The 18,626-nt window shown below is 61.6% G+C and carries 20 protein-coding genes; 3 read left to right on the top strand and 17 right to left on the bottom strand.

Annotated features, from left to right (window positions below; translation table 11 throughout):
- The 5 genes from JKL46_RS26065 to JKL46_RS26045 all read right to left on the bottom strand — a co-directional run.
- A partial coding sequence (locus JKL46_RS26065) for a TadG family pilus assembly protein (protein ID WP_201838765.1) occupies positions 1–1,014 on the bottom strand: 1,014 nt, incomplete at its 3' end.
- Positions 1,011–1,388: a TadE/TadG family type IV pilus assembly protein gene (locus JKL46_RS26060; RefSeq protein WP_201838763.1), complete on the bottom strand. Its 378-nt coding sequence runs from the start codon at positions 1,386–1,388 to the stop codon at positions 1,011–1,013. The genes JKL46_RS26065 and JKL46_RS26060, both read right to left, overlap by 4 nt.
- Before the next feature lie 229 nt (positions 1,389–1,617).
- Positions 1,618–2,589 carry a type II secretion system F family protein gene (locus JKL46_RS26055; protein WP_201838762.1) on the bottom strand — a complete coding sequence of 324 codons (972 nt, stop codon included), beginning with the start codon at positions 2,587–2,589 and terminating at the stop codon, positions 1,618–1,620.
- Positions 2,590–2,596: 7 nt separating this feature from the next.
- Positions 2,597–3,589: a type II secretion system F family protein gene (locus JKL46_RS26050; RefSeq protein WP_201838761.1), complete on the bottom strand. Its 993-nt coding sequence runs from the start codon at positions 3,587–3,589 to the stop codon at positions 2,597–2,599.
- 28 nt (positions 3,590–3,617) lie between these two features.
- Complete coding sequence (locus JKL46_RS26045) at positions 3,618–5,102, bottom strand: TadA family conjugal transfer-associated ATPase (RefSeq protein ID WP_246529538.1); 1,485 nt, start codon at positions 5,100–5,102, stop codon at positions 3,618–3,620.
- A gap of 212 nt (positions 5,103–5,314) precedes the next feature.
- Here JKL46_RS26045 and JKL46_RS26040 point away from each other — a divergent pair, with 212 nt between their 5' ends.
- Positions 5,315–5,767 (top strand): pilus assembly protein N-terminal domain-containing protein, encoded by a 453-nt coding sequence (locus JKL46_RS26040; RefSeq protein ID WP_201838760.1) that lies wholly within the window; start codon positions 5,315–5,317, stop codon positions 5,765–5,767.
- 71 nt (positions 5,768–5,838) lie between these two features.
- Here the strand turns inward: JKL46_RS26040 and JKL46_RS26035 are convergent, their stop codons facing one another.
- The 6 genes from JKL46_RS26035 to JKL46_RS26010 form a co-directional block, all read right to left on the bottom strand.
- Entirely contained in the window at positions 5,839–7,197 is a 1,359-nt protein-coding gene (locus JKL46_RS26035; protein WP_201838759.1) for a CpaE/TadZ family protein, read from the bottom strand.
- A 55-nt stretch (positions 7,198–7,252) separates the two neighbouring features.
- Complete coding sequence (gene cpaB, locus JKL46_RS26030) at positions 7,253–8,014, bottom strand: Flp pilus assembly protein CpaB (RefSeq protein WP_201838758.1); 762 nt, start codon at positions 8,012–8,014, stop codon at positions 7,253–7,255.
- 39 nt (positions 8,015–8,053) lie between these two features.
- Entirely contained in the window at positions 8,054–8,569 is a 516-nt protein-coding gene (locus tag JKL46_RS26025) for an A24 family peptidase (protein WP_343074125.1), read from the bottom strand.
- Positions 8,570–8,669: 100 nt separating this feature from the next.
- A complete protein-coding gene (locus JKL46_RS26020; RefSeq protein WP_201838757.1) occupies positions 8,670–8,858 on the bottom strand; it encodes a Flp family type IVb pilin in 189 nt (62 codons plus the stop codon).
- A gap of 201 nt (positions 8,859–9,059) precedes the next feature.
- Positions 9,060–10,127, bottom strand: coding sequence for a glycosyltransferase 87 family protein (locus tag JKL46_RS26015; RefSeq protein WP_201838755.1), 1,068 nt, complete (start codon positions 10,125–10,127; stop codon positions 9,060–9,062).
- 241 nt (positions 10,128–10,368) lie between these two features.
- Positions 10,369–10,884: a tetratricopeptide repeat protein gene (locus tag JKL46_RS26010; RefSeq protein ID WP_201838753.1), complete on the bottom strand. Its 516-nt coding sequence runs from the start codon at positions 10,882–10,884 to the stop codon at positions 10,369–10,371.
- A 385-nt stretch (positions 10,885–11,269) separates the two neighbouring features.
- On the opposite strand from JKL46_RS26010, the gene JKL46_RS26005 reads away from it, so the two are divergent.
- Both JKL46_RS26005 and JKL46_RS26000 read left to right on the top strand, forming a co-directional pair.
- Positions 11,270–12,736 (top strand): type II and III secretion system protein family protein, encoded by a 1,467-nt coding sequence (locus JKL46_RS26005; RefSeq protein WP_201838751.1) that lies wholly within the window; start codon positions 11,270–11,272, stop codon positions 12,734–12,736.
- A 28-nt stretch (positions 12,737–12,764) separates the two neighbouring features.
- Entirely contained in the window at positions 12,765–13,037 is a 273-nt protein-coding gene (locus tag JKL46_RS26000) for a hypothetical protein (RefSeq protein ID WP_201838750.1), read from the top strand.
- Between the two features lie 7 nt (positions 13,038–13,044).
- Here the strand turns inward: JKL46_RS26000 and JKL46_RS25995 are convergent, their stop codons facing one another.
- The 6 genes from JKL46_RS25995 to JKL46_RS25970 all read right to left on the bottom strand — a co-directional run bounded on the left by JKL46_RS25995 (position 13,045) and on the right by JKL46_RS25970 (position 18,593).
- Positions 13,045–13,689 (bottom strand): ThuA domain-containing protein, encoded by a 645-nt coding sequence (locus JKL46_RS25995; protein WP_201838749.1) that lies wholly within the window; start codon positions 13,687–13,689, stop codon positions 13,045–13,047.
- A 36-nt stretch (positions 13,690–13,725) separates the two neighbouring features.
- On the bottom strand, positions 13,726–14,901 hold the full coding sequence (locus JKL46_RS25990) for a Gfo/Idh/MocA family protein (protein WP_201838748.1): 1,176 nt from the start codon (positions 14,899–14,901) through the stop codon (positions 13,726–13,728).
- Between the two features lie 5 nt (positions 14,902–14,906).
- On the bottom strand, positions 14,907–15,674 hold the full coding sequence (locus JKL46_RS25985; RefSeq protein WP_201838747.1) for a sugar phosphate isomerase/epimerase family protein: 768 nt from the start codon (positions 15,672–15,674) through the stop codon (positions 14,907–14,909).
- 70 nt (positions 15,675–15,744) lie between these two features.
- The gene (locus JKL46_RS25980; RefSeq protein WP_201838746.1) at positions 15,745–16,824 is read right to left on the bottom strand and encodes an ABC transporter ATP-binding protein; all 1,080 of its coding nucleotides are present in this window, start codon (positions 16,822–16,824) and stop codon (positions 15,745–15,747) included.
- 3 nt (positions 16,825–16,827) lie between these two features.
- On the bottom strand, positions 16,828–17,712 hold the full coding sequence (locus JKL46_RS25975; protein WP_201838745.1) for a carbohydrate ABC transporter permease: 885 nt from the start codon (positions 17,710–17,712) through the stop codon (positions 16,828–16,830).
- Complete coding sequence (locus tag JKL46_RS25970) at positions 17,709–18,593, bottom strand: carbohydrate ABC transporter permease (RefSeq protein WP_425493303.1); 885 nt, start codon at positions 18,591–18,593, stop codon at positions 17,709–17,711. The genes JKL46_RS25975 and JKL46_RS25970 overlap by 4 nt, the downstream gene beginning before the upstream one ends.
- Positions 18,594–18,626 lie beyond the last annotated feature (33 nt).

Raw genomic sequence — 18,626 nt, 5'->3', positions numbered from 1 at the left:
GAGCTCGATATTGGCACCCGCCTTGAAGTCGAGAACCGTGCCGCTACCCGTCAGATAGATGGTCACGCCTTCACCTTTGAGGGTCGAGCCTGCGTCGACGGTGAGCTTGCCGCCGCGCATGGTGTAGACGCCGGGAGGCAGCACGACGGTCGAGTTGCCTGTGATATGCAGACCGCCGCAATAGACGGCATTCTGAATCAGTCCCAGCAGCTCGCCGTTGATGGGCGGCTTGTTTCTGAAGAGGCAACCGTCCGACGAGGTCGGAGGAGGCGGCAACTGGGCAAATGGATCCGGAGTGACGAAGGTGCAGCCGAGGCCCGGAGTAGGCTCGACCTCGCTGTTGTTCCTTCGGACGTACTTGCCGTTCAGACAGACTTCTTCCGCCTTGGTATGTGAGGTCGATTCCGTAGTGACGGCGTCGTCCGATGTCGACTGAACGTGGATTGCGCAATCCGGCATGTCGATCTTGGCTTTCGCGCTGACCGTCAGGCCGGCTCCTGTGGGCGCAAGGGCGTTGATGCAGGGCTGGCCGTCGAAGCGCACCGCCGTCGAGGTGACCGAAAGGTCGCCAAGTTTATCGATTCCCAGCACGCGGCCGAAGATTGTCGGCACCGCGTTGCCTTTGGCGGACGTGCGGCTGGCCGTCACGCGAATGGCGTTGGCGGTCTCGTTATAGGCGCGAGGGGTGAAGGTCTGGCTCTTCTTGTCCCAATAGCCGAACTGGATGTCCTCATATCGCACCACCGAGCCGGGAGGCGCTCCCTTGACGTTGGTCTCGGCAAAGGTGAGGGCCGCTTCGACCGCGCGGTTCTTGTCCGGCATGAGGCTCGCAGCCGCAGATGCAGAGGCTTGAGCCGTCGTCAGCAAGTGCTCCTTTGCGGTGAAGCCCTGCATCGTGTCGACCGAAACCGCGGCAGTCCCTACGAGCGCGATCAATGCAGGCCCAACCACGATGGCAGCCGAGCCCTTCTCATTTCTCCTGAAAGCGCGTCCTAAGATGCGGAAGCTCTTCATGAGCTTACCTCCCGATGCATGGTAACCCTGGTTGAAAGAGTGATCAGCCGGAACAGGCCGAAAGGCTGAAACTTGGAAAGCTCGGTTGCCGGGACCGAGACATTGACGATGACCTCGTTCTCGATCGGGGTCGATCCGGATGCAAAAGTGACTGTTGCCGTCACATTCGGCGCGCCAACGGATTGCGCCATGCCTGCGACGATGAAGGTTTCTGCTTCTTCCCTTGTGAACTCGCCGATTGCCGCGCTACGAGCCGCCTGGCGGCCGATATGCTCCATGTTGCCCCAGGTGTAGAAGAGGAGGCTTCCCTCAACTATTCCACCCATGAGAGCGACCAGAGCAGGCGCAATGAGCGCGAACTCGACGGCGGACACACCCCGCTCTTCTCTCGCGCCGCGGAGAAGACAGTTCAAGACGGATAGCGGACCGAGGCCCATTTCGAAGATGCCCTAAGCAGAAAGCGTAATGCCGAACTTGCACTCATAATACTATCGAGTCGCAAGCCGCTGTATTCAGCTAAACGCTCTAGACCGCCGGGTAGAGGGGAGCAGTACATTGCCCTTAGGGGACGTTGCGCTTAGTAAACTAGTCTTCCTCCGGCGATTACTGCATCGCTATGACTCGAATGCCGGCAGGCGTGATGATGACCGCAAACAGAACAGGCAGGAAAAAGAGAATCATCGGAACCGTCAGCTTGGGGGGCAGGGCCGCGGCTTTTTTTTCGGCCTCGCTCATGCGCATATCCCGGTTTTCCTGAGCGAGAACGCGGAGGGATTGGCCTAGGGGTGTGCCGTACTTTTCCGACTGGATCAGGCTGGTGACCACGCTCTTGACGCCGTCGAGCCCCGTGCGTGCGCCGAGATTTTCATAGGCCTTGCGGCGGTCCTGCAAATAGGCGAGCTCGGCAGTCGTCAGGCTGAGTTCCTCCGCGAGTTCAGGGCATTGCGTCCCGATTTCCTCCGCCACCTTGCGCATGGCGCTTTCGGCGCTCATTCCACATTCGACGCAGATCAGCAGCAGGTCGAGCGCATCCGGCCAGGAGCGGCGGATAGACTTCTGCCGTTTGGTAATCCTGTTCTTCACGAAAAGAAACGGCGCATAGTTTCCGAACCCGGCTGCCGCGAGGACGAGGCCGAGCTTCACGAAGAGCGGATGCTGAAGCTGGAGGATCACGAAGACGTAAAGGAAAGCGAAGGCAAGCATGCAGAGCGGAGCGATGATCCGGGCCGCAAGATAGGTGATGACCGGTCCGGCGCCGCGGTAGCCGGCCATGCGGAGCATCTGGACGAGTTCGCCGTCTTCCGCCTGTCTCGCGAGGTGGAAGCGGTCGACGATCTCCTTGAACAATTTCTTCGGCTCCACTCTCAAGGAGGCCTGCTTGTTTTGAGCCGCGAGCCGGGCACGCTCCCGAACTCGGATCCGCTCGCGCTCGCTGGCAACATGCGCCATGCGTTTGTGAAGCTGGTCGCGGTCGAGATACGGCCAGAAAACCAGAATGGTCGCCGCGAAGGTGGAGACGGCCGCCGAGAGGGTTATGAGCAGGTCGGCGTTCATGAGCACTGTGTCGGGACTCATGTGCGCCTCAAAAGTCGAAATTGATCATCTTGCGCATCACGAGGATCCCCATGAGCATCCAGAAGGCTCCGGCGCCGAGAACGAGATTGCCGGCAGAGGTCGTGAACAGCAGGGCAATGTAGTCGGGTGACGTCAGATAGATGAGGAGAATGACGAGGATGGGAAGGCTGCCGATGATCGCAGCGGAGGACTTCGCCTCGGAGCTCGCCGCCTTGATCTTGCCCTGCATCTTCTTGCGCTCGCGCAAAACCTTCGACAGGTTGCCGAGGGCTTCCGATAGGCTGCCGCCCGTTCTGCTCTGCATCGCGATGACGATGGCGAAGAAATTTGCCTCAGACAGCGGTATCCGTTCCGGCAGGCGCTGCACGGCCTGCTCCATCGGCAGTCCCATGGTCTGATCTTCAAGGATCGCTCTGAATTCGCTCCGTACCGGCTCCTGCGACTCGAGCGAGATGATCCTCAGGCAATCCACCAGGGGCAGGCCGGACTTCACGCCCCGGACGATGATGTCGACGGCATTGGGGAACTCGTCCGAGAAGCCCTTCAGACGCCGCTTTCTCTTCAGGCTGACATAGAGATGAGGCAGTAGGAGGCCCGCGGTCAACCCGAAGCCTAAGGATGGGATCAGCCCGATTCCCAGCAAGCCCAGCGCGATCAGAAATGACAGAGCGGCAGATGCGGCGCAGGCGACGTAATACTTGTTCCGGCTCCATTCCAGGCCAGCCTGTCTCAATCGACCTGCCAGGGTCGGCTTGGAGCCGTGCTTGGCCTTCTGCTTCTCTTCCTGCTCCCGGAGGGTGACCTCGATCGCCTTCTTGCGCCTGGTCTCCTCACCGCTTGCCAGCCGATCCAGAAGCGTGTCGTGCGCCGCGACCGCCGCGAAGCGCTTGTAGCTCTCGGACTGCTTGGCAAGTTGGGATGAAAAAAGGGCGAAGACCAGGCCGCCGGCACAGAGAAATGCCAGAAGGGCAATGGCGAAGGGAGCAAGCTCGGAGGACATCGTGGCTCAGCCTCCCTGATGCCGACCGTCAGGCATTGGACTTCTCGGCGGCGTCCAAGGCCGCAGCCAGCCGCTTTTCTTCGCCGTAATACCGGGCCCTGTCCCAGAAGCGCGGACGGCCGATCCCTGTCGTGCGGTGCCGGCCGACGATGTTTCCCTTGGCGTCTTCGCCCAGCATCTCATAGACCAGCAGGTCCTGCGTCGTGACCACGTCGCCTTCGAGGCCAAGCACCTCGGTGATATGCGTAATGCGGCGGGAGCCGTCTCGCAGGCGCGTGGCCTGGACGATCACGTCGACCGACGAGACGATCATCTCGCGGATCGTCTTCGAGGGCAGGGTATATCCGCCCATCGTGATCATGGATTCGAGACGGGACAGGGCTTCACGGGGCGAATTGGCGTGGAGCGTTCCCATGGAGCCATCATGGCCCGTGTTCATCGCCTGCAGGAGGTCGAAGGCCTCGGGGCCGCGAACCTCGCCGACGATGATCCTCTCCGGGCGCATGCGCAGGCAGTTCTTGACGAGATCGCGCATGGTGACCTGCCCCTCGCCCTCGATATTGGGCGGCCGCGTCTCGAGGCGAACCACATGAGGCTGCTGCAGCTGCAGCTCGGCGGCGTCCTCGCAGGTCACGACCCGCTCGCCGAGCTCGATATAGCGGGTCAGGCAGTTCAAGAGGGTCGTCTTTCCCGATCCGGTGCCGCCGGAGATCAGGACGTTGCAGCGGACGCGCCCGATGATTTGAAGGATCTCGGAGCCTTCCGGAGTGATGGAGCCGAACTTCACGAGCTGGTCGAGAGTGAGCTTGTCCTTCTTGAACTTACGTATCGTCAGACTGGGGCCGTCGATGGCAAGCGGAGGCGCGATCACGTTGACGCGCGACCCATCCGCCAGGCGCGCATCGCATATCGGGCTCGACTCATCGACCCGCCGCCCGACCTGGCTGACGATCCGCTGACAGATATGAAGCAGCTGCGAATTGTCGCGGAAATGAATGTCCGTTTTCTGCACCTTGCCGCCGACCTCGATGTAAACCGTGTCGGCTCCATTGACCATGATGTCGGCGATGTCGTCTCGCGCGAGGAGCGGCTCCAACGGTCCGTAGCCGAGAACGTCGTTGCAGATGTCCTGCAGAAGCTCGTTCTGCTCGGAGATGGACATCAGGATCTTCTTGGCCGTGATGATGTCGTTGACGATCTCGCCGATGGCATCACGAGCATGGTCCGTATCCATCCGGGACAGCTGCGCCACGTCGATGGTTTCGATCAGTGCGGCAAAGACCTGATTCTTGACCTCGTAGTACTTATCCGACTTGCGGGACGAGGAGGCTGCAGTTTTGCTTTCCTCCGCGCGGGGCTTGGGCTCGCTGGCTGGAACATCCGAGCGAAGGCTCGGATCGGATTCGCTTGCCGAAGGAGGAGGGGGCGAGCGGTGGCGCTCGATCTGACTGGCCGGAAGAGGTGCTGGAGACCGGTTAGCCGGTTCTTCGCTCAGACTTCTCTTGCCGAACATGTAAGCTGATGTCCTTAAATTGGATGAGGTTCAAGACTTTGCGGCCGGGTCGGCAGGCCTTGTTGACAAGCACTCATTAAACGTCGCCGGGCACAGAGGGTCCACTCGGCTTTCCGGTCTAGATCTCCGAGTTGGGGATCGGCCAAATGGCCTAATTGCCGACGCCGGTGGATGAATGCTCTGAAGGAGAGGATACTGAAACGGACGCCTTTATGTTGAAGCGCACTCTTACGCTGGCCGCCATGACGGCTATTATCGGTGCGGCATCATTCGCCGGTAAGTCGGCCGCGGAGGAGGCCAAAGTTCGAACGACGCCGACCATAAGCCCGGACCTCCTGGCCGGACGGACGTCCACATCCATCGGAGTGACGCTGGACTTCGCCAGAATCCTGTCTTTCGATCATCCGGCCCGCACGGTCGTTATCGGCAATCCCGGCATCGTCGATGGGACGTTCAGCGACGAGTACACGATCGTGCTGACCGGCAAGGCCATCGGTACGACCAACATGATCGTTTTCGGAGATGGCGGGCGGGAGATCGCTAATCTCTCCGTGAACGTGCTTGCGAACGGCAATCAGGTAACGACCGTCTATCATGGAATTCAGCAGCAGGTTTTCTCCTGCTCGGAGACGTGCCGGCCAGTCGCTGCAGTCGCTGCCAAATAGGTTCTCCGGGATTGTCTGCCCGTACGGAATGTGCTGGATTCATAATTCAGCAGCCTCGATCGCGCAGTCGTCTAAGTGGCTTTCTTCGCAGACCCTCCGCCCGACTTACGCCTCAGGCCGGTAAGCAACGACCCGAGGCCGAACAGCTTCCTCGGACTGCTCTTCTGCTCCTGCCGGCCCGTCAGGGCTTCCGCGATGAGGCCAATCGCCTTGGAGGCTTGCCCTTTCGTTGAAACATCCGCGATCATCTGTCCCTTGTTCGCGGCGGTTCCGAACTGGCTTGCCTCGAATGGAATGACGGCGAGCGGCTGGAGCTGCAATGCCTTGGCAAAATCGTCGGGCTTGATCTCCGGCCGCTTGGGCACGCCGACCTGGTTCAGGACCAGTTTCGGAGGCGGATCATGCGGACGGGCTTGCCTGAGTATATCGACCAAGTTTCTGGCGTTTCGCAGGCTGGCAAGGTCGGGCGTCGCCGTGATCACGATTTCATCCGCGGAAACCAGCGTATTCCTGGACCATTTCGTCCAGAGATGCGGCATGTCGAGAATGACGAAGGGGACGCTCGACTGAGCGACTTCAAGGAGTCTCTCGACCGTGCGCTCTTCGAGATCGTAGTGGGAATTCAGCTCCGCGGGGGCTGAGAGCAGACTCAGATTGTCGCGGCATTTCATCAGGAGACGGTCGAACAGCACTGAATCGAGCCGCCCGATGTCCTTGATCGCTTCCGCGACACCTTGGCCTTGATCGACGTTGAAGTCGAGGCTTGCCGTACCGAAAGGCAGATCCATGTCGGCCAGCACGACACCCGAGCTGAAGCGGCGGGCAATCGTCCAGGCAACGTTGTGGGCAATCGTGGACGAGCCGGAACCGCCCTTCGCGCCGATAAAGGCGTAAACCTGCCCAAGCTTCTCGGCATTGCCGTCGCCATAGATGCGCGAGATTCCCTCGATGACGGCGACAGGATCGACGGGAGCCAACATGTAGTCGCTGACACCTCGCTCAAGGAGCCCGCGATAGAAGACGATGTCGTTGATATGGCCGATGGCAAGAACCTTCGTGCCGGCGTCGCAGACTTCGGCCAGCCGATCGAGTTCAACGAGGAATGCGCTGGCGGACGAGCGGCTTTCAACGACGACGAGGTTGGGAGTCGGTGCCTGTTCATAGTGGTCTATCGCTGCCGCGATGCCACCCTGTCGAAGATTGACACGAGCCCCGGACATCACCCGATCCACCGCCATCCTGTCGAGAGAGGCGGCGACCTGCGGACTGTCCCAAAACACGTCGATTGCGATCTTTGGGATCCTGATGCCTTCTCTCGGGCGCACCGATGGCTCGATTACCGGAACCTGATGACTCAGTCGGGCCTCGGCTGCATTGGCCGACCATGCCCGAGGGAGATCGTTTGCCTGTGCGGAGTTCCGATCCGTCATGCCCGGTAATCCTCTGCTTCAGGTCGTGAGAGCGGCACGCGCAAAATCCTTGGCGTTAGAATTTCAAGATTTCACTTTGACCGGCACGCAGGACGCGGACTGACGAACTTTCCGGAGACTTGGTCGGAACCTCCTCGCTCTCGGCCAGGGGGCGGAGCGAGAGGGAGAGCGTCCCCGACGCCTGGGCCGCAGCGATAATTTCAACCTGCGCCGGGCTGAGTTCGAGGGTCGCCGTCTTGCCGATCGCAGTGCCCTTGCCCTTAGCCTCGGTGATCGTCTGATCGACGGCCAACATGCGGATATTGCTCAAGAGGGTGCTGCTTGTCGTCTGCTTCTGTCCCTCGCCCACCTGGGTCCCGGTATGGATGACGTCCACCCGGTCGTTGGGAAGAATGAAGCCACCGGCGGTGCTTTCGGCTGAAATCCGGATGGCAACGGCACGCTTGCCCGCTGTCAGCAGCGAGGCCAGGAGACTGGAATTGCGCGACAGCTTTTCGTCCCGGATCGGCTCCCCGGGAATGAAGGGGCTTCGCACCATCAAGCCGTTCAAGGATTGCAGCGCGTTCGGCTGGGCCGTCCGGGTGATGAAGCTCGGTCCGACCGCATCCGCCGGCCAGGATTGCCAGCGGAGTGCCTTGTCGTTCAATGTCTGGCCCAGAGCGAGCTCGCTTGCGGCGACGAGGACTTCCGCCATGCGTACCTGCGGCGCCGGAGACTCTACCTTTGCGACAGCGTTGTTCGACCTGAACGAGAGCGCCAGCCAGCCGGCAAGAACTCCAGCACCGAGTGCGATTGTGAGGATTATGAATCGCATCATGTCAGAATCCCCCAGCGCGAGTTCAGGTCATGGCCACGATTATGAAAGGATCGTCATCCAAGGGGTTTTTGCGAAGGTGAGCAGAGCCGCTATTGCAATGGCGACGCCATAGGGAACGCCGACTTCGGCCTTATGCAGCTTGACGATCCAGTCCATGCGATAAAGAGCAAGAGGGAGCGGACGCATCCTGAACTGAATGAGCACCAATGTGACGAGTCCGCCGAAGAGGGCGGTGTAAAGCACAAAGGCGGGTGCATGATCGGCGCCGAGCCACAATGACACGACGGCGACCAGCTTGGCGTCGCCTCCGCCAATCCAACCGAAAGCGAAGAAAACGAACATGCAGACAAGAACACCGAATGCGATCAAGGCGCTAAACCCGATTTCAGCGATGTTGAAACCCGCCAAAGGCGCCAGCGCTGCATAAACGGCCAAAAGGAAAAGAACGATCTCATTGCGGATCTTCATGGTCGTCAGATCCATGAAAGCCGCCCATAGCGTTGCGATTGCGAAGCAAAGGCTCGCGGAGAAGGCTGCGGTAGCAGAAATGGTCACGTCGGCTTCTCGATGTGTGCAGACAGATGCTTGGAAAAGTGACGCCGGCGACGGAGGAGCTCGTCTCTCCTCCGTCGCCAGGGATTGTTTTTACCGAGTGCTAAGTGCTCGGAGCATTATCGACGATGGAGCCGACCCGTTCGAACAGCCCTGTGAGCATATCGTCGACTGGGCCGCCGCTCGCGAAGATGGCGACAATCACCACTGCGAGGCCGCAGGCGATGAGAGCGTACTCGATGGCGGTCGCGCCGGATTCGTCTTTGATGAAGCGTGTAGCGAGAGATTTCATGGTTTAACTCCCCGACTTAGTACTGGTCCGTTGCATTTTTCTGCAACACCCCCACAGACCCTAAGCCTGTGCGACACTATTCAGAGGCGCTTTTTGTGTGTGGGTCCATTCAGCCTGATGGCTTAGGCTTGCACCGCGCCAGAGCCTCGACCGAACGGCCTAACAGCAAGTCGGCTCGCATAACTCCGATCTCGAAAGCATCTATCTGGCAAGCCGGACGGCTGCCGGCACCGATCGGCATGCGTGCTCGTCGAGGATATGACGGATGATGAGCCCTGCGATCATGATCTGCGCGAGGAGTCCCGTGGCGATCATGACCATAGGGAAAATGAAGACCAGAACGCAGGCAGTCACCAGGACAGCTGCATCGGATGCACAGACGCCGCGATACCCTGCAAAGCGGATCAGGAACGCCATCGGGATGGAAAGCACGGGCAGATCGTAGATCAGGACGTATGGAGTTGCGAGCAGGACAGCAATTCCCATGGTCGCCGCCTTGAGGTCGGGCGAGATCTCGCTGCGCCAAGCCCATAGGGCACCGGCAGCGCTCGCCGTCGTCACAAGAGCCTGTATCGTCCAGGCGACCGTCGTGCTCCCGGTCGACCAGAGCGCTATCCCGTAAAACGATTGCAGTTTGTTGGTTCCCATGATCCCGTCGGCAAGAATGGCCTTCTGGGTGACAGCGATGGAACGCCAGAAGGCAACCCATGTATCGAAGCCGAAAGCAGATGCCGTTACGATAAAGAGGGCAAGTGTCGTTAAGGCAGCCGCTCCGAAAACCATCCACCGGCCTGTTGCCACCAGGACAAGGGGGAAGAGGATGCCGAATTGCGGCTTATAGGTGAGAAGGCCGAGCAGAATCCCGGCCGCAATCGGACGCTTGTCGATCAGCAGGAGAGTGCCGCCGACCAGGGCGGCGGTGAGAAAGCCGTTCTGACCGGTAACGGCCGTCCAGAGGCTTCCAGGGAACCCCACGGCTCCCATAACGATCCGGGGCAGACGGATGTGGGGAAGGATGAGACGAATGGTTGCGGCATAGGCCGCAAAGGTAGCGCCCAGCCATGCCACATAGGCTGTGGCATAGGGTAGGAACGCCAGTGGAGCGACCGCAAGGAGGAAAACCGGCGGATTGTGCCACAGATAACGCCTGGTATCTCTCTCGCCCATCAGCTCGATCTCTGCCACCCGATGCCGCGCCCAATCGTAGATTTCGGCCGCCGGGCCTGTCTGCAGCATCCGGCCGGTCGTCCAGAAGCTGACGAAATCCACAGGGACGATGCGCTGGTGGCGATCGAATATCCAGCTGCCGCCCAAGGCGGCTAGGGTCAGAAAGACAACGTTGAGGGTCGCGAAGGCGACGACGGCCGTGCAAAACCATGAAGGCGGGCTTGATGAAGCACGGCCTGATCTTGTTTGAACGGGTTCAATTGGGTCGTTCCCACTCATGCTTGCGTCGCAGCTCTCCGCAGTCTTGATATCGGTCAGGTGGGGCTGCATGAAAGCGGCCGGTTCAGGTCTTCCTGGAGCGGGATATGCCATCCCGCAGAAGGTCCAGGTTGTTGTTGACCGTGATGCTCGCCGGGTCGAGCTCATAGGCTCTGAGAAAGTTGGTGCGCGCTTTGGCGACGTCGCCGCGCAGCAGATAGGAATAGCCGATGTTATTGTAATATTCGGCGCGATCGCCGATCAGAAGACCCGCTTCCCGGTAGGCCCGGTCGGCGAGGTCGAAGCGGCGCACCCGATCGTAGGAGGCAGCCAGGCCGAGCCATGCCTCAGGGTTTTTCGGCATGATCTCGACCGCCCGCTCGTAGTAACGGGCCGCGTGACCGAAATTCCCTTCTGCAAATTGCGTCTTCGCTACGTGGAGCACCTCTCCATCCGGATAGGCATCGACGGTGGCGGGCAGTTCGAGTGCGGCGGGCCCGTCACTAAAGCTTGAGAGCGCCCCGGCGCTGTTGCAGGCTGACAGGGGAAGGGCGATACACATCACCAGCCCGACTGCCAAACTGCGTGTGGATGGCCACATCAGCATAACCCCATGCACTTCCTGCCCGGTTCTCTCCGGGACTGCTCAAGTCAAATGGATCCGCTGTCGTTCCCTAAGGGCAATTCATGCGGAAGGATCATTGATGTAGCAATGTATCATCTTTAGCCGCAAGTGCTTCCGGGCCGAGGTGCTGTCAAATGTCTCACCTTCCGATTCAAAGGGTAAACGCAGGGCGAGCAGTCTAGGCCATATGGCCGAGGCGACATGGGCTGGCCTCGACCATACCGTCTGAGTTTCAGGCCGTCGGGCAAGTCTAGGCCGTTAGGCCGAATGGACTCAGTCTCTGGCGGCAACCTAGAAAAAGCCTAAGAAAAGGCGGGTTCTCGACATGTGGGCAGGGGTTTGTGAGGCACAGGGGCGGGTCATGTGGAAGGCGCTCTTCGGCGTGCTCGCTTTGATCCTTCTCATTGCCTCCGGAATGTTCCTGAGCGCGTCGCCCTCCCAAGCGCAGGAACGTCTGCTCCGCTTCAGCAAGGGGCGGGCGATCGGTGAGATCGATGTCGCCCGCGGGCAATTCCTGACCGCGAGGACGTTAGCGAATGTCGGTCGCGTCGTGGTCGGCAATCCCGACGTGGCGACGGCGGTTCCTCTCACGAGCCAATCCTTTTACGTTCTGGGCAGGGCGGAAGGCCGGACCAATGTTGCCGTTTACGACACGGCCGACGAGCTGATGGGAACGGTCAACGTCGAGGTTGGTGCGGACACGCCCGATCTCGCCGATTCGATCCGGGAGGTGATCCCTCAGGCCAATATCAGGGTCGAAACCATCAATGGAAGGCTGCGCTTGAGCGGTACGGTTCCCGATGGGATTGCCTTGCGCAAGGCGCTCGAAATTGCGGAGCAGTACGGCTCGGACGGAGTCATCAATGCGCTTCGCGTGACCGGCGGACAGCAGGTCATGCTGGAGGTGCGTTTCATCGAAGCCAACCGCAGCGCAGGGCGCGAGCTCGGCATCAGCTGGCGTGGACTGGGCAACAGAAGGGATGTCAGAACTGGGGGCTACCTGCCTCGGGGCGAAGAGGAAATAGAGGACGGCGTCGTTCGCTTCAATCCACTGCTGCCGAGCGGAGCCTCCCCATTCGGCACGCTGATTGCGAATTTTCTCGGCAGGGGCATCAGCGCCGACATCCTGGTGCAGGCGCTCGAGGAGAAGGGACTGGCGCGCCGCCTGGCCGAGCCCAATCTCATTGCCCTTTCCGGGGAGAAGGCCAGCTTCCTCGCAGGCGGCGAAGTGCCGATTCCGGTTGCGTCCAATGACAGCGTCAGCGTCGACTACAAGGAATACGGCGTCCGCCTCAGCTTCACGCCGGTGGTGCTGGAGAACGGTCTCATCAACCTGAAGCTCGAACCGGAGGTTAGCCAGGTCGACAATTCCGTGCGGGTGAATGCCGGTCTGGTTTCGGTGCCGGCCTTCATCACGCGGCGGGCAAGCACCTCCATCGAGGTCCGAGACGGCCAGAGCTTCGCGATGGCAGGCCTTCTTCAGTCTATGCATTCCAAGAACCAGGAGCAGCTTCCCTGGATCGGCCAGCTGCCCGTTATCGGCGCGCTCTTCCGCTCCTCGGGATTCCAGGAGCAGGAAACGGATCTGGTCATCATCGTAACGCCGCGATTGGTGCGACCGGCCAAACCCGGACAGCCGCTGCGCACTCCTCTCGATGGATCCAAGCCCAGCAATGATCTGGAATTCTTCCTGATGGGATCGCTCGAAGTGGACAGCAACATGCAGAAGCGCTTCGCAGACGGCGAGGGCGTGATCGGTCCCTATGGGCATATCGTCGAACTGCAGTCGGAAAAGCGCAATGTCGGCAAGAAGATCGTCAAGAAATAATAGCCGGTTCAGAACGCTTCTGTATGTGATGCCGGCGCTCTGCGTCGGCGGCTGCATCGACTATACGAAGCATCGCGATTCCGTGACCATGGAAGCAGGCGATGCCATTGCCTGGAACAAGGTCATTCATACCGCCGATCCCTGGCCACCCTATGCGGCAGATACGAATCTCGCCGCCGATGGCCAGCGCACGGCGGCCGTCATCCAGCGCTATGTCCGTGGTGGCTCGGCTGCAGCCGCACCTGCGCCGGAGCCGGCGTCGGCTCCGCCCTCCGGAGCTGCCGCACCGCCTGCGCAGTAGCTCCTGCTCATTCCCGCGCGGCCCAGACCATGCCGCGGCGGAGGATGGTGCGCATTTCGGGCACGTCGAATTCCTTCGCCACGTGTCCGAGCGAGCTGTAGAACACGCGGCCCTGGCCGTGACTGCGCTTCCAGACCACCGGCATGACGACGCCTTCGATCCAGGGGGCATGCTCGCCGGAGAAGGTGGTCGTCGCCAGGACCTCGTTCGAGGGGTCCACATGCATGTAGTACTGCTCGGAATGATAGTCGAAATCCTGGATGCCCTGCATGACCGGGTCGTCGGGGCGCGTGATGTTCACGCGGTAGTCGATGATGTTGCCGGGGTGAGCCACCCACTGGCCACCGCACATGAACTGGTACTCGACTGCCTCGCGGAAGGCGTCGCCCATGCCGCCGTGGAAGCCGGCAAGGCCAGTGCCTTCGCGCACGGCCTTCGACAGGCCGGCAACCTCGTCCTTTTCGATCTTCGACATCGTATAGATCGGCACGACGAGGCTCATCGTGGAGAGCGTGGGACTGACGAAAGCCCGGGTGGAGGTTTCCAGGTGCACCTGAAAACCCTCGTCCCGCAGCATCTCGGCAACGATGCCCGCGCATTGCTCCGGCTCATGGCCGTGCCAGCCGCCCCACACGATGAGTGCTTCCCGCATTTTTCTTTCTTTCTGTCGCAATGAGTGGAGCGGGCCTCAGGCGGCGGACGCCGTCTGAGGTTGTCCTTTCCAGAGAGCCGCCGCATCGGCATCGTCGAGAACGGCCGGGCGTTCGAGACTCGTGGTGATCGCCCGCGGCTGCCCGGTCGCCGCGCCCTCGAGGATGCTGTGCATGACCTCAAGAACGTGCAGGCCGAGGCGGCCGCTCGAGCGGTGCGGCGTGCCGTTCAATACGGCGCTGGCGAGATCGGCGAGGCCGAGGGCGCGGTAATTGGCCTTGTTCGGCATCTCCGGCGCCCAGTTGGGCGAGCGCCAGTTCGGCGCGCCGAGCGGCATGTCGCTCGAATCGACCGGGCGCCAGTCACCGCCGCGCTCGGTGATTTCCACCTGCCCGCCGAAGAAGTTCGGATCCGGCACACGCAGCGAGCCCTCCGAGCCATAGATCTCGATGGCGGGATGGCTGTGCTTCCACACGTCCCAGCTCATGCAGAAGGTCACCTGCGCGCCGGAGGTGAATTCCAGCAGGGCCGTCACATGGGTGGCGGTCTCGACCGGGATCCGGTCGCCCTTGCGCGGCGATTCGGACGTGACGATGCGCTCCGGGAAACCGATGCTCGACATGGCGAAGACGCGCTTCACCGGGCCGATCAGGTTGACGAGGGCGCTCAGATAATAGGGCGCCATGTCGAGGATCGGGCCGCCGCCGGGCTTGAAGAAGAATTCCGGATCCGGGTGCCAGTGCTCCATGCCGTGCGACATCAGGAAGGCCGTGCCCGAGAGGATGTGCCCGATCTTGCCGTCATCCACGAGCTTGCGGGCGAGGCGCCCGCCGCCGCCGAGGAAGGTGTCCGGCGCGCAGCCGAGATGAAGGCCGCGGGCCTCCGCCTCGTCGACGAGCTTGCGGCCCTGCTCGAAATCGACCGCGAGCGGCTTCTCCGAGAACACGTGCTTGCCGGCACTGAGCGCCGCGAGCGAGACGCCGAAATGGGCGGCCGGCACGGTGAGGTTGACCACGAGGTCGATGTCGTTACGCGCCAGAAGCTGATCGACCGAGAGCGCTTCGACGCCGTGTTTGCTGGCCTGGGCCTGCGCCACTTCCGGCCGCATGTCGGCGCAGGCGCGAAGGGTCAGGCCGTTATAGGCGGGAATGTTCTTGAGATAGATGCCCGAGATGTTGCCGCATCCGATGATGCCGACGTTGAGGGAATTCATGATCGTCAATCCTCGATGTTGCGCAGGAACGCAAAGCTGTTGCGGGCCGTCTGTGCCGGGTTCACCGGCTTGTCGTGCTCGACCACCATCCATTCGGCGCCTGCGTCGCGGCACACGCGCCAGAGATCGCGCCAGTTGAGGGTGCCGGAGCCGACATCGGCCCAGCCGTCCTGGTCTTCGTTCTGACCTGCGGGCGCAATGTCCTTGACGTGCGCGGCAGTCACCCTGCTGCGATAGCGGTCGATCCACTCCTTGGGATCGGCATTGCCGCGCACGAGCCAGGCGACGTCGACCTGCCAGGTGAGCGGGCTCGATCCGGCAGCCTCGAAGATCAGTTCGAGCGCGGTCTTCGCGCCATCCTTCGGCTTCAGCTCCCAATGGTGGTTGTGATAGCCAAGGCGGATTCCTTTCGACTGAAAGCGCTCGGCAATCTGGCCCAGCTCGCGGCCGAGCGAACGCCAGCCGTCCGCCGCCATGTCGCGCTCTTCCGGCGGAACGGCCGGCATGTAGAGATGCGTGAGCCCGAGCGTGCGGCAGGCATCGACGACGGCATCGGGCTTCTCGCGCAAGGCGGCCATGCTGACATGGCTGGAAGACGCCTTGAGGCCGCGCGCATCGAGCTTGGAGCGAACCTCCGCCGCCTTGTCGAGATGCGAGCCGACCGTTTCCACGTTGCGGTAGCCGGCATCAGCGACCGTGTCGAGGATGAGATCGAGATCCTCCATGGATCGCAAGGTATAAAGCTGGATGGAAAGAATATCGGTGACGCTCATGGAATCCTCAGGGTTCGTGAAGGCAGGCGCGACGGGCGGTCTCAACGGTCCGGTCGCGATGTCGGTGATGTCAAAGGCGATCGCCGGTATCGGCGGCAAAGAGCGAGATTTCGGTCGGCGCAACGTGAAGCGTCAGGCTCTCGCCGCGGGACGCCCTGCGGCTGCCCGTGGTGCGCACTTGGACCGAGCCGACGCCGTCGCTGCACCAAATCACCGTGTCGGCGCCCATGGGCTCGACGATGTCGACTTTGAAGCCCGGCCAGCTGCCGGAGCCGGAGATCTCCAGATGTTCAGGACGAATGCCGAGCACGACCTCCTGTCCCGGGACCGGAGCTGTGGCGAAGGGGTACTCGGCCAGCGAGAGGCGGCGGTCACCGGCCAGGAAGCTCAGGCCCTCGCCGGTATTCTCGATCCTGCCTTTGATGAAGTTCATCTGCGGCGAACCGACGAAGCCTGCGACGAACAGATTGGCGGGGCGGTGATAGATCTCGTCGGGCGTGCCGATCTGCTGGATCTTCTGCTCCTTCATGACCACGATGCGATCGGCGAGCGTCATGGCCTCGATCTGGTCATGCGTAACATAGACCATGGTGGTCTTGCCGAGTCTCGCATGCAGCCGCTTGATCTCGACGCGCAGCTCGTTCCTCAGCTTGGCGTCGAGGTTGGACAGCGGCTCGTCGAACAGGAACACGGCCGCGTCGCGTACCAGGGCGCGGCCGATGGCGACGCGCTGGCGCTGGCCGCCGGAGAGTTGATCCGGGCGCCGGTCGAGGAGGGGTACGATCTGCAGAAGCTCGGCGGCCTTGGCGACGCGCTTTTCGATCTCGGGCTTCGGCGTCTTCGCCATCTTGAGCCCGAAGGACATGTTCTCGCGCACACTCATGCGCGGGTACAAAGCATAGGACTGAAACACCATGGCGATGCCGCGGTCCTTGGGCTCATCCCAAGTGACATTCTTTCCGTTGATCCAGATCTGCCCCTCGGCCACGTCGAGCAGTCCGGCAATGGCATTGAGCAGGGTGGACTTGCCGCAGCCGGACGGCCCGAGCAGGACGATGAACTCTCCTTCGTCGATATCGAGAGAGAGACCATCGAAGACCTGAACGGCCTCGAAGGCGACACTCACATCACGAACGGAAACGGTCGACATGCCTTATCCCTTCACAGCGCCGGCGGCGATGCCGCGGACGAACCAGCGGCCGGAGACGAAATAGACGACGAGCGGAACGAGCGCCGCGAGCATGGTGGCGGCCATGTCGACGTTGTAGGCGCGCTCGCCCTGGGTCGAGTTGACGATGTTGTTCAGCTGCACGGTCATGGGTAGGTTCTGGCGGCCGGCGAACGTCAGGCCGAAGATGAAGTCGTTCCAGATGCCGGTCACCTGCAGGATCGCCGCGACCACGATGATGGGCGTCGACATGGGCAGGATGACGCGGAAGAAGATCGACCAGAACCCGCCGCCATCGATGCGCGCTGCCTTGAACAGCTCGAGCGGCAGGCCCGCATAATAATTGCGGAACAGGAGCGTCATGGTGGGAAGGCCGAAGATCACATGCACGACCACGATGCAGAGCAGTGAATTGTAGACCCCGGTCAGCGAGAAGATGCGCACCAGGGGATAGAGGAAGACCTGGTAGGGGATAAAGGCGCCGAGCAGCAGGATGCCGAACATCACGTTGGCGCCCTTCACGCGCCAGAACGACAGGGCGTAGCCGTTGACCGCGCCGGCGATGATCGAAAGAATCACCGAGGGGATCAGGATCCGCACCGAATTCCAGAAGCCGACGCTGATGCCGTTGCACTCGAGACCTGTGCAAGCGGAAGACCAAGCTTTCGTCCAGGCTTCGAAGGTCATGGCGGCGGGCAGGGCGAGGATGTTGCCGAGCCGGATCTCCTCCATGGGCTTGAGCGACGTCATCACCATGATCCAGAGCGGCAGCAGGAAGAACAGGGCCGACGTCGCCAGGAAAGCATAGACGCCGATGCGCCCGACGGTGAGACGGTGAGGGCGGCGGCCCTGCGGCTCTGCGGCGTTCATGCGTGGCTCCCTTGCGGACGGACGTAGCGGACATAGACCCAGGGGGCGAGCACGATCACGACCGTGATCAGCATCATCGTCGCGGCGGCGGTTCCCAGTCCGATGTTGTTGCGCTCGAACAGGTGGTCCATGACGAATTTCGCCGGCACTTCGGTGGCGATGCCGGGGCCGCCGAGGGTCATGGCGACCACGAGGTCGTAGAGCTTCACGACACCGGTCGCGAGCAGCACCACTGCGGTGACGACCATCGGCCGGAGCAGCGGCAGAACGACGGATGTATAGACGCGCCAGGTCGGGATGCCGTCGATCTTGGCGGCCTTCCAGAGATCCTTGTCCACGCCGCGCAGGCCAGCGAGCATGATGGCCATGGTGAGGCCGGAGCCGTGCCAGAGGCCGGCGATGACGATGGTGTAGATCGCCATTCTCTGGTTCACGATCCAGTCGAAGGTGAAGGTCTCGAATCCCATGTCGCGGACGAGTTTTTGCAGGCCCAGGGCGGGATTCAGGAACCATTGCCACGCAACGCCGGTGACGACGAAGGACATGGAGAAAGGATAGAGAAAGATCGTGCGGAAAAGGCCTTCGCCGCGCACGTTCTGGTCGATGAAGACCGCGAGCAGGAAGCCGATGATGAGGCAGCCCGAGATGAACAAGGCCCCGAAAATGAAAATGTTCTCGGCCGATGTGACGAAACGGTCATTGGCGAAGAGCCGGGTGTATTGCGTCACGCCGAACCAGTCGAGCTTGGGCAGAAGGGTCGAGCTCGTGAACGAAAGCCGCACGGTCCAGAGCATGCAGCCGATATAGACAACGAGAACGATGAGCGCGGTCGGGAGAAGGGCAATGGCCGCGGGCAGGCGGGTTCGCAGGCTGCGCCGGATCTTCGTGCCACTCGGGCTGACGCTTGGAGCGCG

Source organism: Microvirga zambiensis WSM3693 (genome assembly GCF_016735695.1).
GTDB lineage: Bacteria > Pseudomonadota > Alphaproteobacteria > Rhizobiales > Beijerinckiaceae > Microvirga > Microvirga zambiensis.
Note: the sequence above shows the minus strand (reverse complement) of the source record. Positions and strands in the feature narration are given on the sequence as shown.